This window comes from Variovorax sp. FG153, assembly GCF_057809595.1.
This window is the reverse complement of record NZ_JBMDKG010000059.1, coordinates 24,288-37,863: the sequence shown is the minus strand read 5'-3', so window position 1 is coordinate 37,863 and position 13,576 is coordinate 24,288. Positions and strand designations below refer to the sequence as shown.

14 protein-coding genes are annotated in these 13,576 nt (G+C 72.1%); 2 read left to right on the top strand and 12 right to left on the bottom strand.

Annotated elements, in window-relative coordinates; translation table 11 throughout:
* Nucleotides 1-77: 77 nt before the first annotated feature.
* The 12 genes from ACODT0_RS37395 to ACODT0_RS37340 form a co-directional block, all read right to left on the bottom strand.
* Nucleotides 78-1,034, bottom strand: coding sequence for a FecR domain-containing protein (locus ACODT0_RS37395; protein ID WP_314733652.1), 957 nt, complete (start codon nt 1,032-1,034; stop codon nt 78-80).
* The gene (locus ACODT0_RS37390; protein WP_057589852.1) at nt 1,031-1,558 is read right to left on the bottom strand and encodes a sigma-70 family RNA polymerase sigma factor; all 528 of its coding nucleotides are present in this window, start codon (nt 1,556-1,558) and stop codon (nt 1,031-1,033) included. The genes ACODT0_RS37395 and ACODT0_RS37390 overlap by 4 nt, the downstream gene beginning before the upstream one ends.
* Before the next feature lie 88 nt (nt 1,559-1,646).
* The gene (locus ACODT0_RS37385) at nt 1,647-2,384 is read right to left on the bottom strand and encodes a DUF4198 domain-containing protein (RefSeq protein ID WP_413765366.1); all 738 of its coding nucleotides are present in this window, start codon (nt 2,382-2,384) and stop codon (nt 1,647-1,649) included.
* Nucleotides 2,385-2,395: 11 nt separating this feature from the next.
* The gene (locus ACODT0_RS37380; RefSeq protein ID WP_413765367.1) at nt 2,396-4,837 is read right to left on the bottom strand and encodes a TonB-dependent siderophore receptor; all 2,442 of its coding nucleotides are present in this window, start codon (nt 4,835-4,837) and stop codon (nt 2,396-2,398) included.
* Nucleotides 4,838-4,972: 135 nt separating this feature from the next.
* A complete protein-coding gene (locus tag ACODT0_RS37375) occupies nt 4,973-5,983 on the bottom strand; it encodes a FecR domain-containing protein (protein WP_413765368.1) in 1,011 nt (336 codons plus the stop codon).
* On the bottom strand, nt 5,973-6,482 hold the full coding sequence (locus ACODT0_RS37370) for a sigma-70 family RNA polymerase sigma factor (RefSeq protein WP_413765369.1): 510 nt from the start codon (nt 6,480-6,482) through the stop codon (nt 5,973-5,975). The genes ACODT0_RS37375 and ACODT0_RS37370 overlap by 11 nt, the downstream gene beginning before the upstream one ends.
* A 103-nt stretch (nt 6,483-6,585) precedes the next feature.
* Entirely contained in the window at nt 6,586-7,437 is an 852-nt protein-coding gene (locus ACODT0_RS37365; protein WP_413765370.1) for a ChbG/HpnK family deacetylase, read from the bottom strand.
* The gene (locus tag ACODT0_RS37360) at nt 7,434-8,999 is read right to left on the bottom strand and encodes an ArnT family glycosyltransferase (protein WP_413765371.1); all 1,566 of its coding nucleotides are present in this window, start codon (nt 8,997-8,999) and stop codon (nt 7,434-7,436) included. The genes ACODT0_RS37365 and ACODT0_RS37360 overlap by 4 nt, the downstream gene beginning before the upstream one ends.
* Entirely contained in the window at nt 8,996-10,009 is a 1,014-nt protein-coding gene (locus ACODT0_RS37355) for a glycosyltransferase family 2 protein (RefSeq protein WP_413765372.1), read from the bottom strand. Before ACODT0_RS37355 ends, ACODT0_RS37360 begins: the two co-directional genes overlap by 4 nt.
* Nucleotides 10,006-10,569, bottom strand: a complete 564-nt coding sequence (locus ACODT0_RS37350) for a phosphatase PAP2 family protein (RefSeq protein WP_413765373.1) — start codon at nt 10,567-10,569, stop codon at nt 10,006-10,008. Before ACODT0_RS37350 ends, ACODT0_RS37355 begins: the two co-directional genes overlap by 4 nt.
* 194 nt (nt 10,570-10,763) lie before the next feature.
* Nucleotides 10,764-11,213, bottom strand: a complete 450-nt coding sequence (locus ACODT0_RS37345; RefSeq protein WP_479669192.1) for a hypothetical protein — start codon at nt 11,211-11,213, stop codon at nt 10,764-10,766.
* 102 nt (nt 11,214-11,315) lie between these two features.
* Nucleotides 11,316-12,239: a LysR family transcriptional regulator gene (locus ACODT0_RS37340; protein WP_057589843.1), complete on the bottom strand. Its 924-nt coding sequence runs from the start codon at nt 12,237-12,239 to the stop codon at nt 11,316-11,318.
* 95 nt (nt 12,240-12,334) lie between these two features.
* Here ACODT0_RS37340 and ACODT0_RS37335 point away from each other — a divergent pair, with 95 nt between their 5' ends.
* Together ACODT0_RS37335 and ACODT0_RS37330 are read left to right on the top strand one after the other, a co-directional pair.
* The gene (locus ACODT0_RS37335) at nt 12,335-12,859 is read left to right on the top strand and encodes a Bug family tripartite tricarboxylate transporter substrate binding protein (protein ID WP_413765375.1); all 525 of its coding nucleotides are present in this window, start codon (nt 12,335-12,337) and stop codon (nt 12,857-12,859) included.
* 6 nt (nt 12,860-12,865) lie between these two features.
* Nucleotides 12,866-13,552, top strand: a complete 687-nt coding sequence (locus ACODT0_RS37330) for an RraA family protein (protein ID WP_413765376.1) — start codon at nt 12,866-12,868, stop codon at nt 13,550-13,552.
* Nucleotides 13,553-13,576: the final 24 nt, after the last annotated feature.

Genomic DNA, 13,576 nt, shown 5'->3' with positions numbered 1-13,576 from the left:
GGCGAGCCGCGAAAACCGGACAGGGCGGCGCAAAAAAAGAACCCGCCGGGGTGGCGGGCCAAAGGGGTGGTGGTCGGTCAACGCGCGGCGATGGTCACCCAATAACGCGTTCTGGATTCGATGCGCACCGGCAGGGTCCGGGCCAGCAGTTCCAGGATCCGGTCGGTGTCGTCGAGCTGGAAGGCACCCGAGACGCGGATCTCGGCCGCCGCCGGATCGCAATGCAGGGCGCCGCTGCGGTAGCGCGCGAGCTCGGCCGCGAAGTCCGCGAGTCGCATCTCCTCGGCATAGAGCACGCCGCGGGCCCAGGCATCGGCGCCGGCTGGCAGTGCGCGTGGCGCCGACACGCTCGTCGCGCTGAAGAAAGCCTGGCGCCCCGCGGGCACGATGACGGGGGCACCGGGATTGCGCGCGGGCCGGATCTCGACCGCGCCTTCCAGCACGCCGAGCCGGCCGCGCGCGTCGTCGCTGCGCACCACGAAGCGCGTGCCGAGCGCGCGCAGGCTGGCATGCGCGGTCTGGACGAGGAAGGGACGCGGGTCGGGCGCGGTCTCGATCAGGATCTCCCCGGCCCGGTGGCGCAGCAGCCGCTGCGTGTCGTCGAAGTCCAGGCTCACGGCCGATGCGGTGTCGAGGTCGAGCCCGCTGCCGTCGGGCAGCGTCAGGTGCCTGCGCTCGCCGGTGGCGGTGCTGACGTCCGCGCCGATCGCCTGCCAGGGCAGGGTGCGATAGCCGATCCATGCAGCCGAGGGCACGCCGAGCAGCAGCGCCACCGTGCGCAGCAGCGCGCGCCGGCCGGCCGCGTCCCGGCGCCGGTCGAGCACCGGCATGCCCACGGCCGCGGGCACCGCGCCGAAGCGGCGGCTCAACTGCTCGGCGCTCTGCCAGACGCGCTGGTGCTCGGGGCTCTGGTTGCGCCATGCCTCGCAGCCCTGCAGGTCGGCCGCGCTCGGGCGCCCGGCATGCAGGCGCGCGAGCCACTGCGCGGCTTCGTCGAGCAGCCGGGGATCGACCGGGGCGCCCGCGGGTCTCACGCGCCCTGCGCCAGCATCAGCCGCAGGCATTGCCGGAACCCCTGCGCCATGTAGCGCGTGACGGTGCGCACGCTGAGCTTCAGCCGCGCGGCGATCTCGTCATAGGACAGGCCTTCGAGCTGCGACATCAGGAAGGCGGTGCGCACCGCGGGCGGGAGTTCGTCGAGCAGGGCGTCGAGTTCGTGCAGCGTTTCGAGCAGGATCGCGCGCTCCTCGACCGAGGGCACCAGCGCCTCGGGCAGCAGGGCCAGCGAGGCCAGGTAGGCGCGCTCGAGCGACTGGCGCTCGAAGTGATTGACCATCAGGCGCCGCGCCACGGTCGTGAGGTAGGCGCGCGGCTCGCGCAACGGCGGAATGGCATCGGCGCGGTAGCCGGTCCACACGCGCATGAAGGTGTCGTGCGCGATGTCCGCCGCATCGCCGCTGTTGCCGAGCCGGCTGCGCAGCCACCCGCAGAGCCACCCGTGGTGGTCGCTGTAGAGCGCGTGGACCTCCCGCTGCAGGGCTGATTCGCCGATCACCATGCGCTTTCTCGTGCAGACCTGCTGCCGCCCTCTGTTTCTAAATAGGAATCCTTCGCATTGTAATGCCTTGTGGCTACGCGCCCCCCGCTCAGTGGCCGGCGCGCGGCAGCACGAAGGCGAGGGTGGCTTCCAGCCCGTCCTCGTCGGCCTCGCTGGTGTCGCCGCGCGGGCGCACCAGCGAGGCGGCGATCACGTTGAGGCCGCTGCTGCCCAGCGTGACCGTCGCGCGGCCCTCGCAGTCCGTCCTCACGCGCGGACCCGCGGTGTGGCCCGTGAAATCGCCGATCACCTCCACACCCGCCACCGGCCGGCCCTTCGACAGCACGCGAACCGCGAGGCGCTGGCCGCGCCGCAATGCGAAGGGATCGGCCAGCGGCACGATCTCCAGTTCGGCGCCAATCGGCGCGAAGGGCAGGCGGACCGGCGCGAGCAGGGTCGTGCCGTACTTCATGTAGTGCCCGGCCTTGCGCGCATCGGGCACCTGCCGGCGCGAGCCGCCGACCCACTTGCCGTCGCGGCCCTGCGACCAGAAGCCGTCCTCGAGCGCCACCCACAGCACGGCCGCGTCCTTGGCCGGCTCGACCACCGCGTTGCGCGCACGCGCCGACACCTGCGCCTGCGCTGCCGCGCCGCTGGCGGTGAAGGCCTTCGTCTCGCGCAGCTGCCGCGGCTCGTAGGCCTCGTCGAGCGCGCCTTCGCCGAGCACCACGGCCAGCTCGCCCGCGCGCTGCGCGACCCACACGCCATGGGCCGACGACGCGCCGCAGCACAGGGCCGCGAGCGCCAGGACCATGTGCCGCGGGCCATTCCTCGCATCGATCTTCATGCGCGCCTTCATCAGAAGTTGGCCGTCATCGACAGCCGGACGGTGCGCGGATTGCCCTGCGTCACGCCGCCGTAGTTGACCGAGCTCCAGTAGCGCCGGTTCGTCACGTTCTCGATCGACAGCCGCAGGATCGATGGCGCGCCCATCAGCCGCGTGACATAGGCCGCGCCCAGGTCCCAGCGCGTGAAGCTCGGCACGATCAGCGCGTTGGCGCGGTCCAGCGGCCGGTTGCCGACGTGGTAGATGCCGGTGTTGAGCGACAGCCCCGGCACCGCCATCAACCGGTAGTCGAGGAACAGGTTGGCCTGGAAGCGCGCCACGTTGCTCGGGCGGCGACCCTCGAGCGCGGGGTCGCCGGTCTCGCGCTGTTGCGCGTCGAGCCAGGACACGCCGGCGATGCCACTGAGTTGCGGCGTGATCTCGCCATTGGCCGTGAACTCCACGCCGCGATGCCGCTGGCGGCCCTGCTGGCGGAAGACGTTGTCGGCCGGCGAGACCGCCTGCAGCGGCTTGTCCATGTCGAAGGCCGCGGCCGTCACCATCAAGCCGTCGCGCACGCGGCTCTTCACGCCGATCTCGTACTGCCGGCTCTTGATCGGCCCGAGCTTCTGCAGCGCGTTGTCGGCATAGCTCGGTGCATAAGCTCCCTGCTCGAAGCCCTCGCCGTAGGTCGCATAGAAGGTGGTGCGCTCCGAGGGCTTGTACATCGCGCTCACCGTGGGCACGGTCACGCTGGTCGTGTACTTCGGCGTGCCGTCGTACTTGCTGCCGATGTCGCTGCCGTAGTCGATGTGGCGCGCGCCGATCAGCAGCTGCCAGTTCGGCCCGAAGGAGATCGTGTCGCTCGCGAACAGGCTGCTCTGGCGCGCCTTGCTCGCGGGCAGGTGCGTGTCCTCGGGGATGAAGGGCGCGACGTAGGGCAGCGGCCGGTAGATGTTGCCGATGTACTGCGGGAAGCGCAGGTAGTCGCCATCGGGCGACTGCAGGCTCGAGTACGAGTAGCCGATGACCGCCTCGTGCCCGATCGAGCCGGTGTCGAAACGTCCGGTCGCGAACACCTGGCCCGCGGTGGTGGGATAGGCCTCGCCCTCGTAGCGCGTGTTGCCGGCGAGCACGTCGCCGTTCGGCGCCACCTTCGAGGCATTGAAGAAGATCGCGTTGCGCTTGGTGCGGCTCAGCGCGAGCTGCGCCGTCAGGTCCCAGTTCTCGCTGAGCGCGTAGTTCAGCCGCGCGCCGAGGTTCCACGCGTCGGTCTTGTACTGGCCCCAGGGCTGGCCGACCAGCGTGCGCGGATCGAAGCTGCGCGCGGGCACCAGCAGGCCGTCGCTGCGCGGGCCGATCATGCCGCTGGCGGCCAGCGACTTGCGCTGCCAGTCGAAGTCGAGCTGCAGCAGCGCGTCGCGGTTGAGCTTGATGTCCATCGCGCCGCTGAGGAAGTCGCGCCGCAGGTCGCCGAAATGGGTGAAGTCGCCGACCCGCTCGCTCGCGGCATTGAAGCGGTAGCCCACGGTGCCGGCCTCGTTCAGCGGACCGCCGGCGTCGACGCTGGCATAACGCCCGCCATAGCTGCGCACCTCGGCGCTCACGCTGGCGAAGCGCTCGCGCGTCGGGCGCTTGAGCACGTAGTTGACGATGCCGCTGGGCTCGCCCACGCCGTACAGGAAGCCCGACAGCCCCTTGAGCACGTCGACGCGCTCCTTGTTCTCCAGCGGCACGTCGCTGTAGATGTTCGCCAGCAGGCCGTCGCGGCGCACGTTGTTGAAGGAGTTGGCCGAGAAGCCGCGCACCGCGACGCCGTCGAACGAGGAGAAGCCCGAGGTGGGCGTGACCGAGGGATCGTTGCGCAGCACGTCGAGCGCGGTGCGCGCGCGCTGGTTCTCGATGGTGTCGACGGTGTAGGAGCCGACCGCGAAGGGCAGGTCCTGCAGCGAACGCACGCCGAGCGCGCCGGCGTTCACGTCCTGCACGTCGTAGAGCCGTTCGCGCTGGGCGCTGACCACCACCGGCGCCAGCGTGCCGGTGCGTGCAGCGGCCTCGGCGGCCGCGTCGGGCAGCGCGCTCGCGCCCGTGGCCGGCGCGCCGATGCGGCGCAGTCGCCAGCCGCCGCCGGCCCCCGGCACCGCCTCGAGCCCGCTGCCGGCCAGCAGCCTGGCCAGGGCCTCGTGCACCGCGTAGCGGCCCTGCAGGCCGGGACTCGCGAGGCCCTGCGTCAGGGTCGGGTCGATCGCGATCATGGTGCCCGACTCGCGGCCGAAGCGGCCCAGCACGCTGTCGAGCGAGCCGGCGCCGATGGCATAGCTGCGCGCAGCCTCGGTGGCCGGCGCGGGCTGGGCCAGCGTCGGGGCGGCCGAGGCACCGAGCAGCGCCAGGGCCGCGCTCAGGCAGCCGGAGCGGGCGAAGGGCGCGAGCGGGAAGGGGCCGGTCCGGGCGGCGGACCGAGCATCGAATGCCATGGGAAGAACTCTCCGTGATCGTTGGAAGATGGGGCCCCGCGGCCTTCGCCGCGGGGTGTCTCTTCCTGCTTGATGCACGAGGTCTGGAAACCTGCCGTTTTTCTTCGATCTTTTTTTCGCGGCCCGTTGCCCCTGCTATCGCGCCGCGATCGTCGTCCAGTAAGGGCCGAGCGAACGGCGACGTACCGGCAGCGTTTCTTCCAGCATGTCGAGCACCGCATCGGTCCGCGCGACCGGGAACGCGCCGCTCACGAGGATGGCGCCCACGGCCGGGTCGCAGCGCAGCACGCCGGGCCGATAGCGCCCCAGCTCCACGAGGAAGTCGTCGAGCCGCATGCGCTCGACCACCAGCACGCCCTGGGTCCAGGACGCGGCGTTCTCGCTGCCGGGCTCGGGTGCCGAGATGCCATCCGCCGCGTAGCGCGCGGCTTGGCCGGCGGGCAGGCGCAGCGAGCCTTCGCGGCCGGCCACGCCGAGCTCGACCTGGCCTTCGAGCACGACGACCTGCCCCGGGGCGGAGGCATCGGGCGCGCGCACCAGGAAGCGCGTGCCGATCGGCACCACGCGCCCGGGCCCCGCATGCACGACCAGCGGCCGCGCGGCCGGGTCGTGGCCCGAGCTGACCATGATCTCGCCGCCGAGCAGGCGGATGCCGCGCTCGGCCGCGCCGAAATCCACGTCGATCGCGCTGCGCGTGTTCAGCGCCACGCGCGTGCCGTCCGGCAGCAGCACGTCGCGCCGTTCGCCGGTGGCGGTTCGATAGTCGGCGCGCCAGTAGGCCATGTCGTCGCGCAGCACCCAGGCGCCCACGCCGCCGCTCGCGGCCAGCACGAAGGCCTTGAGCGCCCAGCGCCGCCGCACCGCGTCGGCGCCGCGCAATGCGCCGCGGGCCGTCTCGGGCGCGAGGCCGTGCACGCCGTCGCGCAGGTCGGCACCGAGGCCGCGCACGCGCTGCCAGGCTTGCTCGTGGTCGGGATGCGCGCCGCGCCAATGCTCGCAGGCCGCGCGCTCGGCGGCGGAGGCGGCGCCCGATTGCAACCGCACCAGCCATTCGACCGCCTGCGCGACGATGGCGCGATCGAGCGCCGCATCGCCCGCGGGCTGGAAGACCGCGCGCCGCGGCGCCGTGCCGGTCTCAGCCGCCATAGACGGCGTCGTAGCAATGCGCGTAGGCCTTCACCATGTCCTTCTGCACGACGTGGATCGACAGGCCGAGCCGCTGCGCGATCTCCGCATAGGGCAGGCCGTCGAGCTGCGACAGCAGGAAGACCTCGCGCGTGCGCGGCTTCAGCCCGTCGAGCACGCGGCTGACCGCGGCCAGCGCCTCGAGCACCAGCAGGCGCTCCTCGGGCGAGGGGCTCGTGGCCTCGGGCAGGTGGGCGATCGCCTCGAGGTAGGCGCGCTCGAGCGCGAGGCGACGGAAGTACTGCGCCGCGATGCGGCCGGCCACGGTCGTGAGGTAGGCGCGCGGTTCGCGCAGCGGGCCGGTCTCGTCGGCCGACAGGATGCGCGCGAAGGTGTCCTGCGCCAGGTCGGCCGCGTTCTCGAGGTTGCCGAGCTTGCGCCGCAGCATCTGCAGCAGCCACGAATGGTGTTCGCCGTAGAGCGCGGCGACCAGTCGCACGGAGGCATCGGAGGTGGACATCGGAGGACGGCAGGCCGCACGGCTCGTTGAGAATGGTTCTCATTGTACGAACTTCGTGTGCATGCCGGCCGCGACCGTCGCGACCGGACAACGCCGGCGACGTTCAGCCGCCCTGGAGCACCGCCGACAGCGGCGCGATCCGGATCGCGCCCGGCTCGCCGGCCGCGGGCAGCGCCAGCGCGCGCAGCACCGCGTATTCGCGCATGCGCGCCGCGCCGTGCGGATCGCCGGGCACGCGGCCCAGCGAGGGATGGCACATCAGCACGTCACCGCGCCCGGCCACCGCGAGCCAGGCCAGCAGGCGCGCGCGATAGGCCTGGCCGTCGCCCGAGAAACCGTAGACCCCGAGCAGGCGCCGGCTGATGGGGATGCCGTGCTCGCGTGCCAGCGCCGCGAGCGCCGCGCCGCCCAGGCGGTGGATGACACCGGCCTTGAAGCCGTCGCTGCCGCGGCGCCAGCCGGGCTCGGTGCTGCGCAGCCACGGCGGCGCATCGGGATAGCGGCGCGCGAGCTCGGCGACCAGCAGCTCGCGCACTCCCGCGAACTGGTGCACGTGCCGATGGCCGTCGACGAAGGCGGGCGCGCGGCCCATCGCGTCCTCGAAGCGCGCGAGCTGGGTGCGGATCTCCGCCTGGATCGCCTGCCGTGCCGCCGGGCGCAGCCGAGGCGCGACCAGCAGGCCGAGCAGGCCCGGCTCGCGGCCGCCGGGCGCGGCCGGCGGCGTCAGGTCCAGGTGCAGGCCGATGTCGGTGCGTTGCCGGTCGAGCCGGCGCAGCAGGCGCGCGCCCGACGACCAGGCGGCGCGGCGCACCATGCAGCCGACGGCACTGAGGCGCTCGTGCTCGACCAGCGCGAGCACCGCTTCGTTGATGGCATGCCCCATGCCGAAGTCGTCGGCGCAGATGCAGACCGGCCGGGTGCCCTCGGGGGCCGTGTCGCGCGGCGATGCGTTCATGGTTGCCGCTCCGGCAGGCCGTCGGACAGGCCCGCGCAATGCGATCCGCGGCGCGCCGCGCCGTCGTGGCGCCAGACGGCCAGCCGGTCGTTGACCGCCACCAGCTTCGTGCCCGCGAGCCACGGATGCTGGAGCTGCGAGTTGTTGGGGCCGACCAGCCAGGTGACGCGAGGCGCGCACAGGATCGCGGGCAGCCGCGATGCATCGACCAGCAGCCGCGAGGCCCGGGCCTCGTCGAAGCGCGCGGCATCCGTGAGTTCCTTGCGCCAGTCGTCGCGCTCGGGCTCCGGCCGGTTCTTCCATTCGCCGAGCACCATCACCGGCGCGCGCAGATGCCAGTAGAACGGGATCTCGTAGATGTAGCTGTCGAGCATCAGCACCTGGTCGTCGGGCCCGATGCTCGCGTCCGCGGGCAGGCGCAGCCGCGCGCCCGGCTGCGGCATCGCGACCAGCGTGCCCACGCCCGCCAGGCACAGCGCCATCGCCGCCGCGGCGGCGGCCTTCAGGCCCCGCCCTTCGCGCATCGGGCCGCTGGCCAGGATGCGCCGCGCCACAACGCAGGCCAGCGGCGCGAGCACCGGCAGCACGTAGCCGACGAGCTTCGAGCGCGGCAGCGAGAAGAAGACCACGATGACGATCAGCCAGGTCCACATCAGCCGGTCGACGTCGCGCGCGGCGGCGCCGAGCTCCGGCGCCGCGTTCCCGCGGCGCGGCAGCAGCAGGCCGGGCGACCACGGCAGCGTCAGGCCCGCCAGCACCGGCAGGTAGAACCAGAACGGCTGCTCGTTGTTGAAGCCGCTCGAGGCGAAGCGCCGGAAGTGCTGCGTGATCACGAAATAGTCGAAGAACTCCGGATACGCGCGCTGCATCGCCACGAACCAGGGCGCCGCGAGCGCGAGCAGCAGCGCCCAGCCGGGCAGCCAGCGGCACAGCCGCCACAGCGTCGCCATGCGCCGGGTCCAGGCGCACCAGGCGGCCAGCACCAGGAACGGCAGCAGCAGGCCGATCAGGCCCTTGGCGAGCAGGCCGGCGGCGGCGCCGGCATGCGCGAGCGCCAGCGCCGCGCGCCATGGCTTCCCCTCGTCGTGCGCCAGCACCGCCCAGGCCGCGAGCAGCACCGTCGCCGAGATGCAGCCGGCCACCAGCATGTCGAGATTCGCGAACTGCGCGCCGAGGAAGAAGTAGGGCATGGTGGCGAGCACCACCGTCGACCACAGCGCCAGCCGGTCGTCGGTCCAGCGCCGCAGGAAGGCGAACAGCGCGATGCCGGCGGCGCTCGCGCCCAGCACCGAGGGCAGCCGCGCGGCCCATTCGACCGGCCCCGCCACGCCCATCGCCGCGGCGCCGATCCAGTAGAAAAGCGGCGGCTTGTGGAAGAACGGCAGGCCGTCGAGCCGCGGCACCAGCCAGTCGCCCGAATGCAGCATGGCCAGCGCCACCCCCACGTAGCGGCCTTCGTCGGGCGCCATCAGCGACCGGGCCCCCGAGGTCGCCAGCAACCACGCGACCAGCACGATACCGACCCGCAGAACCTGCGCGCGCCCCCGAGCCTCGCCGCTCACGGACCCTCCGTGGCGAGGCCGCTGCCACCCTCGCGGCGGACCACGTACAGCGGCCGCCCCTTCGACTCCTCGTAGATCCGCGCGACGTACTCGCCGAGGATGCCGGTGGAGATCAGCTGGATGCCGATGAAGAACATCAGGCTCACGACGATCGTGGTCCAGCCCGACACCGCGTTGCCGAACAGCAGCCGTTCGACGCACAGGTAGAGGCCATAGGCGAAGGCCGGCAGCGCGATCGCGAGGCCCGCCACGCTCACCATGCGCAACGGCCAGGTCGTGAAGGCGGTGAGCCCGTCGAGCGCCAGCAGCACGAGGCGGCGCGCGTTGAAGCTCGAGTGCCCCTCGGCGCGCGGCGCCGGCGTGTAGGGCAGCGCCACCGCGCGGAAGCCGACCCAGGCGTAGAGCCCCTTCATGAAGCGGCCGCGCTCGGGCAGGCGCATCAGCGCGTCGACCACCTTGCGGTCCATCAGCCGGAAATCGCCCGCGTCCTCGGGCACCGCGAAGCGGTCCGAGGCATTGAGCAGCCGATAGAAGAGCCGGCTGCCGAGCCGCTTGAAACGGCTCTCATCGTCGCGCCGCTCGCGCACCGCATAGACCACTTCCGCGCCCGCGCGCCACTGCGCGAGCATCGCGTGCAGCAGCTCGGGCGGATGCTGCAGGTCGCCGTCGAGCAGCACCACCGCGTCGCCCACGGCCGCGGCCAGCCCCGCGGTGAGCGCGGCCTCCTTGCCGAAATTGCGCGACAGCGAGATGCAGCGGAAGCCGCGCAGCTCGCACCAGGCCTCGGCCACCGCGGCCGTGTCGTCGGTGCTGCCGTCGTCCACGATCACGATCTCCCAGCTCAGATGCGTGGACCAGAGGATGTCTTCCAGCAGCGGCAGCAGCCGGCGCAGGTTCGGGCCTTCGTTGAAGCAGGGGATCACGCAGGAGAGGCTGCGCGTTCGTGCCTCGGGTGCCGTGGGCGCCGGTACCGCTTCGGGCGCGCGGTGCAAGGGTGTGCGCGCGTTCACGGCAGCCTCCAGGTCGCGGGCGCCGTATCGTCGGCGGGCAGCAGGCGGCGCGCGAGCCGCAGCGCGACGGCCAGCGCGCATGCGAGCGCCGTGCCAAGCGCGAGGCCGGCGGCGATGTCGAGCGGGAAATGCACGCCCACGTAGATGCGCGCCCAGCCCGTGACGATGGCCGATGCCAGCAGCGCGAGCCCGACACGGCGCAGGCTCGGGCGCAGCAGGCAGGCCGCGGCCACCATGAACATCACGCTCGCATGCGTGCTGGGCAGCGAGCCGCGGCCCGCGTGCTCGATGTAGGCCTGCGCCATGCCCAGCACGAAGGGACGCGGCTGGTCCAGACGCAACGCGATGGCATGAGAGAGCATCGCGCAGGGCCCCGCGGCCGCGAGCACGATCCACAGGTAGGCCCGGTCGGCGGCCTTTTTCCAGATCGCGAGGCCGACGATTCCGGCGCTGAGCCAGGCGCCGCCGAGCGCGAAGGCGGTGGCGAGGAGCAGCGCCGGGCGCGCCGGCGGCGTGCCGGCCGCGAGCCATTGGAACAGGGTGATGTTCAGATCGCTCATCGCGCAGGCCTCGACGCGGCAGCGAAGACGATTGAAGAGGGCAAGCCGATGCGCGCGAGCGGCGCAGGGCTGCACAGGGCGCGGCTTGCGCACCCGGAAAAGACGAACACGGGAGACCTCCGATCGAGGAAGAGAAGGGCTGCCGCGGCAAGGCATGCGCGGCGCGGGGGGCAACGCGCGAGGCGTCGCTTCTCTCAGTGCGCGAGGGGTGGTGCGGCGGCGGGAGGGCGGCGCTTCCACGGCAATGCGGGCGGTGGCGCGCCACCGCGGGGCGGCACCTGCTCGGGGCCGAGACGGCTGGCCGGCCGGATCGGCCGGATGGGGATCAGCGCCAGGGGCAGCAGCGCGAGCACCAGCGCCAGCAGCGTGTTCAGGCCCGCATTCAGCGCATGGGGGTGATCGATGCCCGCGGGCACCTGCGCAAAGATCGTGGTCTCGCGATCGGAGGCATGGTTCTCGCGGTCGTCGGCCTCGAACTGGCTCGTTTCTCCGAGCGCGCGCACCCGCAGCATGGGCTCGTCCTCGATGCCGTCGCAACAGAAGTGGACGGCGATGAAGGGCTGCAGGAACACCAGCAGGATGCCCGCGAAGCACCATGCGCGATGGTGCGCTTCGGCGAATCGGCGGATGCGTGCGAGCAGCATGCGCGGATGCTAGAAGCCTTGCGTGAACGGAACCTGATCGGGCCGGTCAGCATCCCGCAAGCTGCGCGAAGGCTGACGCCACCCGGTTGCGTCATGGATCTGTCATCGCCCGGCCACGGGCTTTCGGTAGGCGGCGCCCATCGAGGCGGCGATGGCCACGACGCGCTCGACCATCGGATCCCGCGTCCTCGCGCTCCATGCGACCGCGATGGTCACGATGTCCACGGGTTCCTTCAAGGGCTTGATCGCGACCCGCTCGCCTCCGAGGTCGTGCAATCCCAGCGGTACCAGCGCGATGCCCTGGCTGCAGCCGACCATGGCGATCTGCGAGGTGACCGAGCGCGACTCGTGCAGGATGCGCGGCGTGAAGCCGTGCGAGCGGCAGGCCGCGACGATGCCGTCGAAGAAGCTCGGGCTCACCGCGCGCGGGAACATGATGAACTCTTCGTCCGCGAGTTCGCGCATCGCGATGGTCTTGCGCGCGGCCAGCCGGTGCCACGACGGCAGGGCGACGCCGAGCCGTTCGGTGCGCAGCGGCCGCGCCTGGACCTGCAGCCCCGCATCGCCCTCGATGCGCGCGAAGGCGACGTCGATCGCGCCCTCGTCGAGCGCGACCAGTGCCTCGGCGCTGTCGATCTCGATCACCGAGATGCTCGCGTCCGGCACCTCGGCCTTCAGCTGCTCGATCACGGCGGGCAGGGGACTGGCCATGGCCGTGGTGATGGCGCCGATGGTGAGCATGCGCCCGCGGCCGCGCAGTGCCTCCTGCACCGAAACCTCCACGCGGTCCATCTGGAACACCAGCTTCTTCACGGCCGGCAGGATGGCCGCGCCCTCGGCCGTGAGCTGCACGCCCTTGCTCGAGCGCTCGAAGAGCCGCACCTTGAGCGCGGCCTCCAGCACCTGGATCTGTTCGGTGAGCGGCGGCTGCGACATGCCCAGCCGCGCCGCGGCGCGCCGGAAGTGCAGCTCCTCGGCGACCACCGAGAAAAGGTAGAGATGGCGGAGCAGGCGAAAGTTGATCATCGATAGGCCAAGCGTATCAAGTTCTTCCTGTCTTGCGAATGGACGTATCGGGCACGGCCCCGGAACATCGGTGCTTCCTTGCCTCGATGAACGCCATGAAAGACTCGATCGCCTCCCTCGATGCCGTTGCGCGCCGCCTGTGGCGGCGGCTGGTTCGCGGCGCGCTGGCGCTGCCGCTCGTGCTGCCCGTCCTCGCCGGGGCCGCGCAGGCCGGCTATCCCGACAAGCCGATCCGGATGGTCGTGCCCTATCCCGCGGGCGGTGCCGCGGACGTCGTCGCCCGCGGCGGCCGGGTGCGCGCGCTGGCCGTGACCGGAAAGACCCGGCTGCGCTCCGCGCCCGAGATTCCCACCACCGAGGAGGCCGGCCTGCAGGGCCTGGAGTTCTACACCTGGTACGGGCTCTGGGCGCCGAAGGGCCTGCCCGGCCCGATCGCCGCGGCGCTCGAAGCCGCCGCGCGCGAGATCGCCGCGAACCCGAAGTTCGTGGCCGCCATGGACGACAAGGGCCTGCAGGCGATCGGATCGAGCAGCGCGGAGTTCGCCGCGCTCATCGCGACGGAAAGCAGGCTCTACCGATCGATCGCCCAGCGGTCGAACCTCCGCATCACCAGCCCCTGAAAGACCATGAGCACCGACGCCCAACGACTCTCCCGCCTCGCCGACCTCGACACCAACACCGTGTCCGACGCGCTCGACTTCCTCGAACTGCCCGGCGCCACCGTGGGCCTGCGCCCGCTGTGGCACTGCCCGAGGATCGTCGGCCGCGCCTCCACCATCCAGTTGGCGCCCAAGCAGGCCGACGGCGGCCTCACGGTGCATCCCATCACCAGCGTGATCGCCGAGAGCCAGGGCGACGACCGGGTGCTGGTGATCGCCGGCGGCATCGAGGGCGTCTCGTGCTGGGGCGACATCGTCGCCAATGCCGCCACGATGAAGCACATCCGCGGCACGGTGATCGACGGCTTCAGCCGCGACATCGACGGCAGCGAGGAGATCGGCTATCCGGTGTACGGCCGCGGCGTCACCATGGTCAGTGCGCGCAACCGCCTGGTGCAGACGGGCTCGGGCGCGCCCGTGACGGTCGCCGGTGTCGAGGTCGCGCAGGACGACTTCGTGATCGCCGACCGCTGCGGCACGGTCTTCGTGCCGGCCGCGCGCATCGACGAGGTCCTCGACATCGCCGAGCGAACGGCAGCGAAGCAGGCCGGCATGGTGTCGCGCATCCGCGCCGGCCAGTCGGTGGCCGAGGCCATGCACGACAGGCACTTCGCGGCGGTGATGGAAGAACGCCGGCCCGCCGAAGCGCGATAGGCCGATCCGCATCGATCCATCCCC